The 15,117-nt window shown below is 56.7% G+C and carries 13 protein-coding genes, 1 pseudogene and 1 other annotated feature; of the genes and pseudogenes, 1 reads left to right on the top strand and 13 read right to left on the bottom strand.

What is annotated here, in order from left to right; translation table 11 throughout:
- Positions 1 to 175 precede the first annotated feature (175 nt).
- A complete protein-coding gene (gene ibpB / locus AC3WS9_RS00070) occupies positions 176 to 604 on the bottom strand; it encodes a small heat shock chaperone IbpB (RefSeq protein WP_282494049.1) in 429 nt (142 codons plus the stop codon).
- 133 nt (positions 605 to 737) lie between these two features.
- A complete protein-coding gene (gene ibpA / locus AC3WS9_RS00065; protein WP_282494050.1) occupies positions 738 to 1,148 on the bottom strand; it encodes a small heat shock chaperone IbpA in 411 nt (136 codons plus the stop codon).
- Positions 1,142 to 1,214 (bottom strand) — a sequence feature (ROSE (Repression Of Heat Shock gene Expression) occurs in the 5'-region of heat shock genes and acts as an RNA thermometer to modulate expression.). (Overlaps the previous gene by 7 nt.)
- Positions 1,215 to 1,460: 246 nt before the next feature.
- On the opposite strand from ibpA, the gene AC3WS9_RS00060 reads away from it, so the two are divergent.
- Positions 1,461 to 1,793: a YceK/YidQ family lipoprotein gene (locus AC3WS9_RS00060; RefSeq protein ID WP_282494051.1), complete on the top strand. Its 333-nt coding sequence runs from the start codon at positions 1,461 to 1,463 to the stop codon at positions 1,791 to 1,793.
- Here the strand turns inward: AC3WS9_RS00060 and AC3WS9_RS00055 are convergent, their stop codons facing one another.
- The 11 genes and pseudogenes from AC3WS9_RS00055 to dnaA all read right to left on the bottom strand — a co-directional run.
- Complete coding sequence (locus tag AC3WS9_RS00055; RefSeq protein WP_492486031.1) at positions 1,794 to 3,020, bottom strand: YidR family protein; 1,227 nt, start codon at positions 3,018 to 3,020, stop codon at positions 1,794 to 1,796.
- A gap of 51 nt (positions 3,021 to 3,071) precedes the next feature.
- A pseudogene (locus AC3WS9_RS00050) lies at positions 3,072 to 4,407 on the bottom strand (MFS transporter).
- 174 nt (positions 4,408 to 4,581) lie between these two features.
- A complete protein-coding gene (gene dgoD, locus AC3WS9_RS00045) occupies positions 4,582 to 5,730 on the bottom strand; it encodes a galactonate dehydratase (RefSeq protein ID WP_492486029.1) in 1,149 nt (382 codons plus the stop codon).
- Positions 5,727 to 6,344 carry a 2-dehydro-3-deoxy-6-phosphogalactonate aldolase gene (locus tag AC3WS9_RS00040; protein ID WP_492486027.1) on the bottom strand — a complete coding sequence of 206 codons (618 nt, stop codon included), beginning with the start codon at positions 6,342 to 6,344 and terminating at the stop codon, positions 5,727 to 5,729. The genes dgoD and AC3WS9_RS00040 overlap by 4 nt, the downstream gene beginning before the upstream one ends.
- A complete protein-coding gene (locus tag AC3WS9_RS00035; protein ID WP_492486025.1) occupies positions 6,328 to 7,206 on the bottom strand; it encodes a 2-dehydro-3-deoxygalactonokinase in 879 nt (292 codons plus the stop codon). Before AC3WS9_RS00035 ends, AC3WS9_RS00040 begins: the two co-directional genes overlap by 17 nt.
- Positions 7,203 to 7,892, bottom strand: coding sequence for a D-galactonate utilization transcriptional regulator DgoR (dgoR, locus tag AC3WS9_RS00030; protein WP_095284130.1), 690 nt, complete (start codon positions 7,890 to 7,892; stop codon positions 7,203 to 7,205). Before dgoR ends, AC3WS9_RS00035 begins: the two co-directional genes overlap by 4 nt.
- Positions 7,893 to 8,115: 223 nt before the next feature.
- Positions 8,116 to 8,928, bottom strand: coding sequence for a sugar-phosphatase (yidA, locus tag AC3WS9_RS00025; protein WP_282494056.1), 813 nt, complete (start codon positions 8,926 to 8,928; stop codon positions 8,116 to 8,118).
- Between the two features lie 173 nt (positions 8,929 to 9,101).
- Entirely contained in the window at positions 9,102 to 11,516 is a 2,415-nt protein-coding gene (gene gyrB, locus AC3WS9_RS00020) for a DNA topoisomerase (ATP-hydrolyzing) subunit B (RefSeq protein WP_282494057.1), read from the bottom strand.
- A 28-nt stretch (positions 11,517 to 11,544) separates the two neighbouring features.
- Entirely contained in the window at positions 11,545 to 12,618 is a 1,074-nt protein-coding gene (gene recF / locus AC3WS9_RS00015; RefSeq protein ID WP_282494058.1) for a DNA replication/repair protein RecF, read from the bottom strand.
- Positions 12,618 to 13,718, bottom strand: coding sequence for a DNA polymerase III subunit beta (dnaN, locus tag AC3WS9_RS00010; RefSeq protein ID WP_282494059.1), 1,101 nt, complete (start codon positions 13,716 to 13,718; stop codon positions 12,618 to 12,620). The genes recF and dnaN overlap by 1 nt, the downstream gene beginning before the upstream one ends.
- A gap of 4 nt (positions 13,719 to 13,722) precedes the next feature.
- The coding region (gene dnaA, locus AC3WS9_RS00005) for a chromosomal replication initiator protein DnaA (protein WP_492486021.1) at positions 13,723 to 15,117 on the bottom strand (1,395 nt) is incomplete at its 5' end.

Genomic DNA, 15,117 nt, shown 5'->3' with positions numbered 1-15,117 from the left:
TTCCCTGCGCATATCCTTAGTGATTAAGGGGATTCTCGCAGAGGTTGCGGGGAATGTATGGGTGATGGCGCACAAAAAAGCCCCGCCGAAGCGGGGCTTTGGAGAGGTCGGGCTTTGTGCGGTCTGGTGCCCTCACCCACAGGGAGAGGGAGAAGAGCAACACAGCGTAAGCGTATTAGCTATTCAACGCCGGACGCTCGCTGATCGCGATTTTCTGCGGGGCCAGCGCTTCCGGTACGTTGCGCGTCAGGTCGATGTGCAACAGCCCGTTGGTAAAGGTCGCACCGGAAACTTCCATATGGTCGGCCAGGGTAAAGCTCAGGCTAAACGGCTGAGTCACCAGGCCCTGATGCAGCCACTGGGTCTCGGTTTGCGGTTTTTCCGGCGTCCCTTTTACGGTCAGACGCGTGCCTTCGAGCTGGATGTCGAGATCGTCCTGACGGAACCCGGCCAGCGCCAGCGTGATGCGGTAGTGGTTGTCATCGCTCTTTTCGATGTTGTACGGCGGAAAACTCTGTTGTTCAGCCGTGCTTTGCAGGGCGTTAGCCAGTTTGTCAAAACCAATCCACTGACGCAGCAGGGGGGATAAATCGTAGTTACGCATCGTTAATCTCCTTCTGAGAAGCGAGTTAAGCACTGTTTTTAGTGCGCAGTTGTTCCTGCAAATCCTGACGGATTCGCACCGGCTCCCGTTTCGGCAAGCCACTTTGGGTGGGCCGCACAGGCGACCCGCTTAATTAGTTGATCTCGATACGGCGCGGTTTTTTCTCTTCCGGAATCACACGTTCCAGATCGATAAACAGCAGGCCGTTGACCAGGTTCGCACCGTGAACGTGGATGTTCTCGGCGAGCTGGAATTTGCGCTCAAAGTTGCGCTCAGCAATGCCCTGGTAGAGATAGGTACGCTCTTTCTGCTCGGCGGTATGCGCCCCTTTCACCACCAGCAGGTTGTCCTGCGCGGTGATTTCCAGTTCGCTCTCGGCAAAACCGGCGACGGCAATCGCGATGCGGTAGTGGTTTTCGTCAACCAGCTCAACGTTGTATGGAGGGTAGCCGTTACTCTGGCTTGAGTTATTTTCTAAATGGTTGAACAGGCGATCGAAACCAATTGCAGAACGGTACAGCGGGGAAAAATCGAAATTACGCATAGATCAAAGCTCCTGAAATCAGCGAGTAATATTTGCCTTCCACCATGGACAGGCCGTTGTGCCACCAAACACCCATCAGGCGTGTTCGTTCTTTGGCTACCTCTCTAAAATGGGTTTGGTTTCGGTCTTTTCAAGAGGTTAAATGCGAGATTTTTTTGCACTTTGCGAGGACTCGCATAGACTGGGACTACAGCACAAAGAGTGAAATTGCGATGCCTGCCACAGAGCAGCGCTTTCCAGCTATTCTTTTCGTACATGGCTCGCTATAACTCGATATTGCCGTTATGTCGTGCCATTAACATTGATTGACTGATGATGAAAAATGTTCTGATAAAGCTGACAACATGCAGCGTAGTGGTTTTACTTTGCGGGTGTTCGAGCGTGATGTCTCACACCGGCGGTAAAGAAGGAACATATCCGGGCACGCGCGCCAGCGCGAACATGATCTCGGATGACGAGACGAACTGGGGCACCAAATCCCTGGTGATTCTGGATCTGCCGTTTACGGCGGTGATGGACACGCTGCTGGTGCCGTGGGATCTGTTCCGCACCGATAGCTCAGTGCGGTCACGCGTCGAAAAAAGCGAGCAGCAGACGAAGATGACCAACGCCGTTATCCCGCCCGCCGAGATGTCTGCCCCCTGATTACTCTCCGGTTTCAGTCATCCAAAGCTGACGGAAACCGACTGTCTCCTCCATCCACGCCACATAACGGCCATCCGGCGAGAACACCACGGCATCGCCCGACGGCGGATTGCCGTGATCGGACGTCAGAAACCTCACTTCTCCGCTGCGCGCATCGCAGCAGGCAATGCGATTATCCAGCACAAAACCGAGCGCGTCGCCCGACGGATGCCAGTTAAACGCCGACTGAATATCGCTCTGGTTATGTGTCAGCTGGCGCGGTTCGCCGCCCTCTGGGGCAATCAGCCACAGCTGCACAATCCCGTTATCATCGCGCATCAGAAACGCGATCTCGCTCCCCTGAGGGTTGCTGCGCACCCAGTGGCGGGGCACGTTGACCAGCCCCGGATAACGATTTGCATGGGTGAAGGTTAAACGACGCTGCATCACGCCTGCGGGCGGTGCGGGCATGTTTTCCGCTGTGCCTTCCAGCGGCGCGTCGCCTGCTCGCTTCCAGCCTGCCTCATCTTCAGGCAGATCAACGATAAACAGCTCCGGCACTTTTTCGCCGCGCTCAGACAGCGTGTCGCCGATGAAAGCTATCCGGTTGTTTCCCACCCAGCCCTCTTCGTAGGCGCGATTGATCTCATCGCTGCCTGGGTGTGGGGTCGGGGTCGTGCGGCTGATCAGCACGCTCCAGAATGTTCCCGCATATTCGCGCGGATGATTGCCCTGCGGGGCGACCGAGCCAAACGGCGCGGCGACGCCGACGTTACGCAGATCCAGCGCCACGTCGCGCTCGTGCAGGACATGGTCGTTATAGGTAAAGCTGACGAATTGCCCGTTGGGGCTAAAAACGTGAACGTGGCTTCCGCCGCGCAGCGCGCCGGGGGTAAAGGGCGCGGTGATATCCATCGCATCGAGATTTTTCACCTGGCCGTTTTGCGCTATCACGCCGCGACGGTGGTGAAAATCATACTGCCAGCTCGCATCCGGGTTTTCCGGGCCGTGGATAAAAACGTATTGATTCTCGTGAGGATGAACGGTCACCACGCCGACATGCGCGCCCTTTTCAGCGCGATAGATCACCTCGGTCTCGCCCGTATTCACGTTAACCCGCTCGATAGTTTCGCCCGTAAAGGAGGCACCGGAGGGGCGCACGTCAAACGCCAGCCATTCGCTGTCAGGCGTCCAGGTGTTGATGTTCGTAAGCTGATGATTGCGGGGAGCGAAGGTGATTTGTTTCATGAAGAGACCCTGATGCGCGGTTATCGCATCAGGGTAAAGCATCGCGAAGATTTAGCCTACTCGTTTAACATCGCCCACCAGCAGGATGTAGGAGAGCGCACCAATCAGGGTGATGACGGAGATGTAGGTCAGGGCGGGCGCAAAGCCGTGCGCCTGCGCCAGATAGCCAATCACCAGCGGCACCGTGATCCCGCCCAGACCACCGGCAAAGTTAAACACGCCGCCGGTGAGGCCAATCAGGCGCATCGGTGCCAGCGAAGAGACCAGCGACCAGGTGATCGACGCAAAACCGTTGCCGAAGAAGGCGACCGCCATCAGCACCGTGATCCACACCGGGTCATTGGTGTAGTTCGCGCCCATGATGCAGGTGGAGATCAGCAGGCCAAAGATGATCGGCAGTTTGCGTGAGAAACCAATCGAGTAGCCTTTGCGCACTAACCTGTCGGCAATCCAGCCCGACAACAGCACGCCGACGAACGCCGCCAGGAACGGCACCGTGGTCATGAAACCGGCTTTCAGCGCGGTGATGCCTTTTTCCTGAGTCAGGTAGTTCGGGAACCAGGTCAGGAAGAACCACAGGGTGGAGGCAATCGCGAACTGACCCAGGTAAACGCCCACCAGCTTGCGATGGAACACCAGTTTCCAGTCGGCTTTGGTCAGCGGCGCGCGGACCTTGTTTTCGATCTGCGCATCGCCGTCCACCAGACCGCCGCCCTGTTCAATGTAATCCAGCTCGGCCTGAGTAATGCCCTTGGTTTTGCGCGGAGCCTGGTAAACTTTATGCCAGATCAGCGCCCAGATAATGCCGATCCCACCGGTGATGATAAACACCCAGTGCCAGCTCAACATCTCCTGGATCCAGATCAGCAGCGGCGTCAGGAACGCCAGGCCGACGAATTGCCCGGAGGTGTAGAAACCCACAGCCGAGGCGCGTTCTTGCTCCGGGAACCAGCTCGTGACCATGCGGTTATTGGTCGGGAAAGCGGGCGCTTCGAAGACGCCGGTAATGGCGCGCAGACCAATCAACGACAGCAGACCGGTGGCAAAACCCTGTAACAGCGTCGCGACGGACCAGCCGAAAATGGCAATGAAATAGGTGGTGCGGGAGCCCAGGCGGTCCAGCACGCGTCCGCCGGGGATCTGGCAAATAGTGTACATCCAGGCAAACGCCGAGAAGATGTAGCCCATCTCCGTTTTCGAAATGCCAAACTCTTTCTGAATATGCGCGGAGGCCACGGCCAGGTTGGCGCGGTCGACGTAGCAAATCACTACGGTAATAAAAATCATCAGCAGCGTCAGGTAACGACGACGGCCTGTTTTTGCGGTAGTCACAGAAATATCCATTAATCTGTCTCCAGATTTTGGGCATAGCGATACACGTCACCATGCCCTGTAAGTTACAGAGGGTGTGTGAAAAATATTGTTTTAGCTTTTTAATGCTCTAAATAGTTCGTGTTGCGAGAAGGCGGCAAGATTGCAAATCCCCAGGAGCTTACATAAGTAAGTGACTGGGGTGCGCAATCGCAGCCAACGCACGCGCAGCGCGAAATATGACGAGCATTTACCACTCGGCGACGGAACCGTCCTCGTATCGCCACAGCGGGTTGCGCCAGTCCGGCGCCTGCTTGCTCATTTCGATGACTTTGGCTTCGTCAATCTCCACGCCCAGGCCCGGTTTGGTTAACGGTTTGAAGAACCCGCCTTCCATGTTGAAGTCTTCTTTGTTTTTAACGAAGTCGAGCAGCTCTGCGCCTTTGTTGTAGTGGATGCCCATGCTCTGCTCCTGCAACACCGCGTTGCGGGAAACAAAGTCGATATGCAGACAGGCGGCGAGCGCGATCGGCCCGAGCGGACAGTGCGGGGCCAGCGCCACGTCGTAGGCTTCGGCCATCCCCGCAATTTTGTAGCACTCGGTGATGCCCCCGGCGTGGGACAGATCCGGCTGCAGAATCGCCAGACCGCCCGCTTCCAGCACCCGTTTGAACTCGAAGCGCGAGAACATACGTTCACCCGCCGCGATCGGAATATGGGTTTGTGCTGCCAGCTTCGGATAGTACTCCGCCTGCTCCGCCAGCACCGGCTCTTCGATGAACAGCGGGCGGTACGGCTCCAGCTCTTTGATCAGCACTTTCGCCATCGGCGCGCTGACGCGACCGTGGAAATCGAGGCCAAACTCAATCTCATTGCCGAAGGCTTCGCGGATTTGCGCCACGGTATTGACGGCGTTATCCACCGCGCGGGAGTTATCAATCACGCCCATCTCTTCGCAGCCGTTGAGCTTGAAGGTATCAAAGCCGATTTTGCGCAGGGTTTTAATCCCCTCGATAACCTCAGACGGACGGTCACCGCCGACCCAGCTGTAGGCTTTGATTTTGTCGCGCACCAGGCCGCCCATCAACTGCCACACCGGCGCGTTCAGCACTTTGCCTTTGATATCCCACAGCGCCTGGTCGATACCGGCGATAGCGCTCATCAGAATCGGGCCACCGCGGTAGAAACTGCCGCGGTACATTACCTGCCACAGATCGTTGATACGTGCCGGGTCCTGACCAATCAGGAGTTCGCTCAGTTCATGTACCGCCGCTTCCACGGTGCGCGCGCGGCCTTCAATCACCGGCTCGCCCCAGCCAACGATGCCTTCGTCGGTTTCAATTTTCAAAAACATCCAGCGCGGGGGTAAACGGTAGGTGGTGACCTTCGTAATTTTCATTTCGTCGCCTCCCGGTACGCTTTAACGAACGCGGCGGCCTGCGCTGCGGTACGTTCAACGGACTGCCCGGCACGATACAGATCGCTGCCCAGACCTGCTCCTGCGCAGCCGGCGTTAATCCACTGCGCCATGTTTTCTGGCGTCACACCGCCGACGGCAAAGACCGGGACGTCAGCCGGAAGCACCGCTTTCAGCGCTTTGATGTAATCCGGACCGAAGGCCGACGACGGGAAAATTTTCAGCGCCTGAGCGCCTGCGTCCAGCGCGGTAAAGGCTTCTGTCGCTGTCGCGCAGCCAGGGCAGACGGTCATGCCGTAGCTCACCGCGCGGCGGATCACGTCGGGCTGAATGTTGGGCGTGACGATAAGCTTACAGCCCATTTTGGCGAGCTGATCGACCTGCTCGGGTTTCAACACAGTACCTGCGCCAATCAGCGCTTTATCGCCATACGCATCGACGACCGCCGGGATGCTTTTTTCCCACTCCGGCGAATTGAGCGGGATTTCCACCGCGTCAAATCCGGCGTCGATGACGGCGCCGACGTGCGCCAGCGCTTCGTCCGGCGTGATGCCGCGCAAAATCGCGATGAGAGGGAGATTAGTTTGCCACTGCATGAGCGATGCTCCTTATTCCTGCCTGAAATGCCACGTCGCCTTCAACCACTGCCGCTTCACGACCAAAGGCGCGGAACGCCTGCTGGTAGCGAGCGGCTAATGCTGAACCCGCGACAAGGGTGATGGCCTGCTGTCCGGCGAACTGTTCGCCCAGGGTGGCGACTTCAGCGCCAATCAACAGACCGGAGAGAAATTCGCTGACCTGTTCACGCGGGAGATTTCCCAGCACGTGTGAAGCGCGAACTTCAAAAAGTTGTGGCAGAACGGCAGGCGAGGCGAGACCGCGCGTCAGCCCGGCAGCAAAGGCCTCAGGAGACGATTCCTGTTCTGGCAGACCCGCGCCCACCAGCGAATGACGCAGCAGCAGGTGATGCAACTCACCCGTCATCACGGTACGAAAATCGTGGATTTGCTGCGCGTCGGCCTGCACCCATTTGCAGTGCGTTCCGGGCATGACATAGACAGAAGAAGGAGAAAGGGTGCGCGCGCCGAGCAGCTGTGTCTCTTCGCCGCGCATCACGTTGTGGTTATCGTCACGGGAGACGCACAGCCCTGGAATGATCCAGATATTGTCGCCAACGGACGTTAACTGCTGACCAATGGCGTCGAAATGAGCAGGAACCGGCAAATAAGGGGCAACCTTCCAGCCAACGTTACTGCCGACCATTCCTGCCATCACCACCGGGGTGGTGCCTTCGCGCCAGTTTTCTGTGACTTCTGCTAACACCGCCTGCGGGGATTTGCCGTTCAGGCGCGTGACGCCTGCTTCGGACTGCCTGCTCTCCAGGCATCTGTCGCCTTCATACAGCCAGGCGCGCAGATTGGTCGATCCCCAGTCGATGGCGATGTAGCGAGATGTCATGTGATTTCCTTTAACCTTCGTGTCGAGCTGGCGATCATGTGAAGTGCCGCCTGCTCTGCCGCATTGCTGTCCTGATGCCGTATCGCATCGAACAGCGCTTTATGTTCCTGGAGTGTCTGGGGCATGTTGGCCTCATCACCCATCCAGGTCCGTTCAAATACTGCGCGCTGTAGCGAGCTGATGGCCACGCTAAGCTGCTGTAAAACCGGGTTATGTACCGACTCCAGCACCGCCTCGTGATAGCGGATATCCGCTTCGTTAAAGGCATCCCGGTCCTGGTTGTTGGCGATCATGTCGTTGAGCGCCGCTTCAATCTGCGCCAGGTCACCCGATGTCGCCCGTTCCGCTGCCCAGCGGGCAATGGCCGGTTCCACCAGGTTACGCACCTCGCTCATCGCCCCGATAAGACGTGGGTCGTAGTCGTTCTCCAGCACCCACTGCAGAACGTCGGTATCGAGGTAGTTCCACTGGTTACGCGGCGCGACGAAGGCCCCGCGATAACGCTTCATTTCGATCAGCCGTTTCGCCATCAGCGAGCGAAACACTTCGCGGATGATGTTCCGCGAGGTTTCAAACTCCTCGCACAGCTCTGCCTCGGCGGGCAGCGGCGAACCCGGTACGTATTTTCCGCTGACAATCTGATTGCCCAGCGTAATGACGATGCGGTCGGTTTTATTGAGAGTCATGGAGAGTCCTGATTTCGTTTTATCCATCACTACTTTACCGCGACCGCTGAGTTTCGCCTCACTTTTGCAGTACAAACGTGAGACCTTTCATCAATTCCATGAGTGCATCGTAGTACAATCATATTGTGTTGTACTACAATCCAGATCACAAAAAGAACAATGCAGCGATCGACAGGCAAAAAAAAGCCCCGGTAGATAACCGGGGCTGATGGATGAGTCGTGACTAATTCAGCACAAACTTCTCGATGGCGTAGGCCACGCCATCTTCAAGGTTCGATTTGGTGACGAAGTTAGCCACCTCTTTCACGGACGGGATCGCGTTTTCCATCGCCACGCCCATGCCAGCGTATTCGATCATCGCGATGTCGTTTTCCTGATCGCCTAAGGTCATGATCTCTTCCGGCTTAATACCCAGCGTATCGGCCAGGGATTTCACGCCGGTGCCTTTATTGACGCGTTTGTCGAGGATTTCGAGGAAGTACGGCGCACTTTTCAGCACGGTGTATTTCTCTTTCACGTCCGCCGGGATGCGGGCGATGGCCTGGTCCAGAATCGCGGGCTCGTCGATCATCATCACTTTCAGGAACTGTGTGGCAGGGTCCATGTTTTCCGGCTCGCAGAACACCAGCGGAATGGTCGCCACGAAGGATTCATGCACCGTGTAGTAGCTGATGTCACGGTTCGCCGTGTAGAGCGTGTTGCGATCGAGAGCGTGGAAGTGAGAGCCCACTTCGCGGGACAGTTTTTCCAGATACAGGTAATCGTCATAGCTCAGCGCCGTTTGCGCGACGGTGCTACCGTCGCTGGCGTTCTGCACCAGCGCACCGTTGTAGGTGATGCAATAATCGCCCGGCTGTTCCATGTGCAGCTCTTTCAGATAGCTGTGCACACCGGCATACGGACGACCCGTGGTCAGCACCACGTTCACGCCTTTCGCGCGGGCGGCGGCAATCGCGTTTTTAACGGCAGGAGAGATGGTGTGGTCTGGCAGCAGCAGCGTGCCGTCCATATCGATTGCAATGAGTTTGATGGCCATGAGATCCCCGATTTAAATGAGTCTGTCCTCATGCTAACGCGATTCCGCTCAGAAAACAGTAAAAGAGTCGTGGATAAAGGGGGATGGAATTTAAAGAGGAGATTCCTCTTTTGCGGGCAAAGAAAAGCCCGGTGGCGCGACGCTCACCGGGCCTGCAAAACCGACGGCCTGAATTAAATGTCGATATTCGCTGCTTTCAGGGCGTTCTCTTCGATGAAGGCGCGGCGCGGTTCAACGGCGTCGCCCATCAGGGTCGTGAACAGCTGGTCAGCGGCAATCGCATCTTTCACGGTCACGCGCAGCATGCGACGGCTTTCCGGATCCATGGTGGTTTCCCACAGCTGATCCGGGTTCATTTCACCCAGACCTTTATAACGCTGAATGGAGAGGCCACGACGGGACTCTTTCACCAGCCAGTCCAGCGCCTGCTCGAAGCTGGCCACCGGCTGACGACGTTCGCCACGTTCGATAAACGCGTCTTCTTCGATCAAGCCGCGCAGTTTCTCACCCAGGGTGCACAGACGACGGTATTCACCACCGGTCACAAACTCATGATCCAGCGGATAGTCGGTGTCTACGCCGTGAGTACGTACGCGAATGATTGGCTCAAACAGATGCTGCTCGGCGTTCTCGCGAACGTCAAACTGCCACATGCTGCCGTGCTGCTCGCTTTCGTTCAGCTCGGTCACCAGGGCGTTCACCCAGCGGGTCACGGCCTGTTCGTCGCTGAGATCGGCTTCAGCCAGCGTCGGCTGATAGACCAGCTCTTTCAGCAGCGTGCGCGGGAAGCGACGCTCCATACGACCGATCATTTTCTGCGTCGCGTTGTACTCAGAGACCAGTTTTTCCAGTGGCTCACCCGCCAGCGCCGGAGCGTGGGCATTCGCATGCAGGGTCGCGCCATCCAGTGCGATGGAGATCTGATACTGATCCATCGCTTCGTCGTCTTTAATGTACTGTTCTTGCTTGCCTTTCTTCACTTTGTACAGCGGTGGCTGCGCAATGTAGATGTGGCCGCGCTCAACGATCTCTGGCATCTGACGGTAGAAGAAGGTCAGCAGCAGGGTACGGATGTGAGAACCATCGACGTCCGCATCGGTCATGATGATGATGCTGTGATAGCGCAGTTTGTCCGGGTTGTACTCGTCGCGACCGATGCCGCAGCCGAGCGCGGTGATCAGCGTCGCCACTTCCTGAGAGGAGAGCATCTTGTCGAAGCGCGCCTTCTCAACGTTGAGGATTTTACCTTTCAGCGGCAGAATCGCCTGGTTCTTACGGTTACGGCCCTGCTTCGCAGAACCGCCCGCGGAGTCCCCTTCCACCAGGTACAGTTCGGAGCGAGCCGGGTCGCGTTCCTGGCAGTCCGCCAGTTTGCCCGGCAGACCGGCCAGATCCAGCGCACCTTTACGGCGGGTCATTTCACGGGCTTTACGCGCCGCTTCACGGGCACGCGCCGCATCGATAATTTTGCCGACGACAATTTTCGCGTCTGACGGGTTTTCCAGCAGGTATTCGCTCAGCAGTTCGTTCATCTGCTGCTCAACCGCGGATTTCACCTCGGAAGAGACCAGTTTGTCTTTGGTCTGAGAGGAGAATTTCGGGTCCGGCACTTTCACGGAAACTACAGCAATCAGGCCTTCACGGGCATCGTCACCGGTGGCGCTGACTTTTGCTTTTTTGCTGTAGCCTTCTTTATCCATGTAGGCGTTCAGGGTACGGGTCATCGCCGTACGGAAGCCGACCAGGTGGGTACCGCCGTCGCGCTGTGGAATGTTGTTGGTGAAGCAGTAGATGTTTTCCTGGAAACCATCGTTCCACTGCAGCGCCACTTCCACGCCGATACCGTCTTTTTCGGTGGAGAAGTAGAAGATGTTCGGGTGGATCGGGGTTTTGTTTTTGTTGAGGTACTCAACAAACGCCTTGATGCCGCCTTCGTAGTGGAAATGATCTTCTTTACCGTCGCGCTTGTCGCGCAGACGGATAGAGACACCGGAGTTCAGGAACGACAGCTCGCGCAGACGTTTTGCCAGGATCTCATATTCGAAATCGGTCACGTTGGAGAAGGTTTCGTGGCTCGGCCAGAAACGCACGGTGGTCCCGGTTTTTTCCGTTTCGCCAGTCACAGCCAGCGGGGCCTGCGGCACGCCGTGGGTGTAAACCTGGTGATGAATTTTGCCTTCGCGGTAGATGACCAGTTCCAGCTTCTGCGACAGGGCGTTCACAACGGAAACGCCCACGCCGTGCAGGCCGCCGGAGACTTTATAGGAGTTGTCATCGAATTTGCCGCCTGCGTGCAGGACGGTCATGATCACTTCCGCGGCGGATACGCCCTCTTCCGGGTGAATGCCGGTCGGGATACCACGGCCATCATCCTGTACGGAAACGGAGTTATCGCCGTGGATGGTGACGATAATATCTTTACAGTGACCCGCGAGCGCTTCGTCGATAGCGTTATCCACAACCTCGAATACCATGTGGTGCAGACCGGTGCCGTCATCGGTATCGCCGATATACATACCTGGGCGCTTACGCACCGCATCCAGCCCTTTCAGGACTTTGATACTGGAGGAGTCATAAGAATTCGACATCAACGTTTCTCGCTCATTTAATCTTGGGTTAATCCGTTATTTTACCCTTTTCCACGGTGAACATCTTCGAATTTTTGTCCGACATGTCCATAACGTGTTCAGCGCTAATGGCGCTGACGAAAACCTGCGACTGCGTGGCTTTTAAGCGGCTGGCAAGCAGCGCGCGCCGCGCGTCGTCGAGTTCCGAGGCAAAATCATCTAATAGATACAGGCAACGTCGCCCACTCTCGCGAGTTAAAAACTCGCCCTGCGCCAGGCGCAGTGCGCACATCAAAAGCTTGAGCTGCCCGCGCGACAGGGTGTCTTCCACCGGCGCGCCGTCGGCACGAATGCGGAAATCCGCTTTGTGCGGGCCGTGTGCGGTGTAGGTCAGCATGCGGTCGCGCTCGAAGTTTCTCTCCAGCACTTCGGCATACTCCGTCTCTTTCTCCCAGCCGCGCTGGAAGGAGAAAGTCAGAGAGAACTCAGGCAAAAACTGTTTGCAGGTATCAGCCATGTCTGCGGCGATACCAGCGCTGTATTCGGCACGCCAGCGGCTGATTTGTTCCGCAAGCGGAATCAATTCCATATCCCACGGGCGCAGCTGGGCATAGCGAGTCACCTGACGCAGCGCGGCGTTGCGCTGTTTGAGCAGCCGTTTCAGGTTGCTCCAGGCGGTAAAGAAACCCGCTTCGTTGTGAAAGCATCCCCAGTCGAGGAAAGCTCTGCGGTATTTAGGGCCGCCGTTGAGGAGCGTAAACCCTTCCGGCGTGATCAGCTGCATGGGCATCAGCAGCGCCAGTTCGGCCACTTTGTGGCCGTCGGTGCCGTCGATCCGCACTTTGCTGTCGCCCAGCTTGTCTTTCGTCAGGCCAATCGAGGTTTCACGCTCGCTGCCCTGCAGTCGCCCGTGCAGCACAAATGCATCCTGCTCGTGACGAATAACGCGACCAATCTGCAGGCTGCGAAACGCGCGGCCGTGGCCGAGCGTGTAGATGGCTTCCAGCACGCTGGTTTTGCCGCTTCCATTAGCGCCAACCAGGAAATTAAAGCCGGGGGATAGAGCGAGATCCGCGCTTTCGATGTTGCGAAAGTCGCGGATCAGCAAGCGGGTGAGCGACATTACAGTCTCATTGGCATGACAACATAAGCAGCCGACTGTGACGCGGCATCTTCAATCTGTACGCTGGAAACAGAATCGGTCAGCAGAATGCGTACGTTTTCGCATTTCAGTGCGTTAAGCACATCCAGCACGTAGCTGACGTTGAAGCCGATTTCCATTTCGGTCCCGGCGTAGGTGACGTCCAGAATTTCTTCTGCCTCTTCCTGCTCCGGGTTGTTGGCGGTGATTTTGATCTGGTTTTCACTCACGTACAGGCGCACGCCGCGGAACTTCTCGTTAGAGAGGATCGCCGCACGGGCAAAGGCCTGCTTAAGGATATCGCAGCCCGCTTCCAGCGTTTTGTCCGGGTTCTTTGGCAATACGCGGCGATAATCCGGGAAACGACCGTCAACCAGCTTCGAGGTGAAGATAAAATCGCCGACGTGAGCGCGGATGTTGTTGCTGCCGATCTGCACGCGCAGCGGAGTATCACCGCCGTCGAGCATACGCATCAGCTCAATCACGCCTTTACGCGGGACGATCACCGAATGGTTTGGCAGCGTCACGCCAATTGGCATGGAACAGACTGCCAGACGGTGGCCGTCTGTCGCCACGGTACGCAGCTCTTCACCTTCGGTTTCGAACAGCATGCCGTTTAAGTAGTAGCGAACGTCCTGATGCGCCATCGAGAACTGGGTCGCTTCAATCAGGCGTTTCATCGTCGCCTGAGGCAGGGTGAATTCAACTTCACTCTGCCAGTCGTCCAGGTTCGGGAAGTCGGCAGCAGGCAGCGTTGAGAGCGAGAAACGGCTGCGGCCAGAGCGCACCAGAATACGGTCGCCTTCCAGCTGGACAGCAATTTCCGCGCCTTCCGGCAGTCCACGGCAGATATCAAAGAACTTACGCGCCGGAACGGTGGTGGCACCCGCATCATGCGGTTGAGAAAGCGACACGCGCGCGACCATTTCCATTTCGAGGTCTGTCCCGGTCAGCGACAGCGTACCGTCAGCGACCTGAAGCAGCAGGTTTCCAAGAATAGGCAGTGTCGGGCGGCCACCTAACGGGCCACTCACCTGTTGCAGCGGTTTTAATAAATGTTCACGTTCAACGGTAAATTTCATAGCATCACGATGATAATGTTCTGATTAAATTGGAGAAATCTTCTTTTATGTCGTGGCTTTCTTCGCGTAACTGCTCAATCTTGCGACAAGCGTGCAGCACGGTCGTATGGTCACGGCCACCAAACGCATCACCGATTTCCGGCAGACTGTGGTTGGTTAATTCCTTCGCCAGCGCCATCGCCATCTGACGCGGTCTCGCCACCGAGCGGGAACGACGTTTAGACAACAAATCTGCCACTTTGATTTTGTAGTACTCGGCCACGGTCTTCTGAATATTGTCGATCGTGACCAGTTTTTCCTGCAACGCCAGCAGATCGCGCAGCGCTTCACGCACAAAATCGATGGTAATCGCCCGGCCAGTAAAGTTGGCGTTGGCGATCACGCGGTTCAGTGCGCCTTCGAGCTCACGCACGTTTGAGCGTAGACGCTTGGCAATAAAGAACGCCACTTCACCTGGCAGGCGAATGTCGTTCTCATCGGCTTTCTTCATCAGGATCGCGACGCGGGTTTCCAGCTCAGGTGGCTCGATCGCCACGGTCAGGCCCCAGCCGAAGCGGGATTTCAGACGATCCTCAACACCGTTGATCTCTTTCGGGTAACGATCCGAGGTCAAAATGATCTGTTGATTACCTTCGAGCAGGGCGTTGAAGGTGTGGAAAAACTCTTCCTGGGATCGTTCTTTATTGGCAAAGAACTGGATGTCATCGATCAGCAGCGCATCAACGGATCGGTAGTAGCGTTTAAACTCTTCGATCGCGTTGTTTTGCAGGGCTTTTACCATGTCCTGAACGAAGCGCTCGGAGTGCATATACACCACTTTCGCATTGGGCTTGCGCGCCACAATGCCGTTACCCACCGCGTGCAGCAGGTGAGTTTTACCCAGACCAGTGCCGCCATACAGGAACAGCGGGTTATAGGCGCCGCCCGGGTTGTCCGCAACCTGACGGGCCGCCGCACGGGCCAGCTGGTTCGATTTACCCTCAACGAAGTTATCGAAGGTGTGCTTCACGTTAACGTTGGAGCGGTAGGTCGGTTCAGCCGGAGCGGGAACGTTGTCCCAGCCAGAACGAGCGGGCTGAATAATACGCGGTGTCGGGACGTGGATCTGGGCCGGAGCCGCGACGTTTACCGTCTCTCTGACGGTTTGCGTAACCGGTTTGGTACCGACTTCAAAACGCAGCTGCGGGGCATCAGTGCCGCAGAAATCATTGAGCAATCCATTGATATTATTTAGGTATTTATCCCTTACCCAATCGAGCACGAAACGGTTTGGCGCATACAAAGCCAGCGTGTTATCGCTCAGTTCCGCCTGCAACGGGCGGATCCACATACTGAATTCTGTGGCTGGTAACTCATCCTGCAATCGGGCAAGACATTGCTGCCAAAGCGAAAGTGACAC

This window comes from Lelliottia sp. EB106-05-01-XG201, assembly GCF_058791735.1.
Note: the sequence above shows the minus strand (reverse complement) of the source record. Positions and strands in the feature narration are given on the sequence as shown.

Coding starts and splice junctions, on each gene's coding strand:
- ibpB (WP_282494049.1), bottom strand. CDS start 604: ATGCGTAACTACGATTTATCCCCCCTGCTGCGTCAGTGGATTGGTTTT.
- ibpA (WP_282494050.1), bottom strand. CDS start 1,148: ATGCGTAATTTCGATTTTTCCCCGCTGTACCGTTCTGCAATTGGTTTC.
- AC3WS9_RS00060 (WP_282494051.1), top strand. CDS start 1,461: ATGATGAAAAATGTTCTGATAAAGCTGACAACATGCAGCGTAGTGGTT.
- AC3WS9_RS00055 (WP_492486031.1), bottom strand. CDS start 3,020: ATGAAACAAATCACCTTCGCTCCCCGCAATCATCAGCTTACGAACATC.
- dgoD (WP_492486029.1), bottom strand. CDS start 5,730: ATGAAAATTACGAAGGTCACCACCTACCGTTTACCCCCGCGCTGGATG.
- AC3WS9_RS00040 (WP_492486027.1), bottom strand. CDS start 6,344: ATGCAGTGGCAAACTAATCTCCCTCTCATCGCGATTTTGCGCGGCATC.
- AC3WS9_RS00035 (WP_492486025.1), bottom strand. CDS start 7,206: ATGACATCTCGCTACATCGCCATCGACTGGGGATCGACCAATCTGCGC.
- dgoR (WP_095284130.1), bottom strand. CDS start 7,892: ATGACTCTCAATAAAACCGACCGCATCGTCATTACGCTGGGCAATCAG.
- yidA (WP_282494056.1), bottom strand. CDS start 8,928: ATGGCCATCAAACTCATTGCAATCGATATGGACGGCACGCTGCTGCTG.
- gyrB (WP_282494057.1), bottom strand. CDS start 11,516: ATGTCGAATTCTTATGACTCCTCCAGTATCAAAGTCCTGAAAGGGCTG.
- recF (WP_282494058.1), bottom strand. CDS start 12,618: ATGTCGCTCACCCGCTTGCTGATCCGCGACTTTCGCAACATCGAAAGC.
- dnaN (WP_282494059.1), bottom strand. CDS start 13,718: ATGAAATTTACCGTTGAACGTGAACATTTATTAAAACCGCTGCAACAG.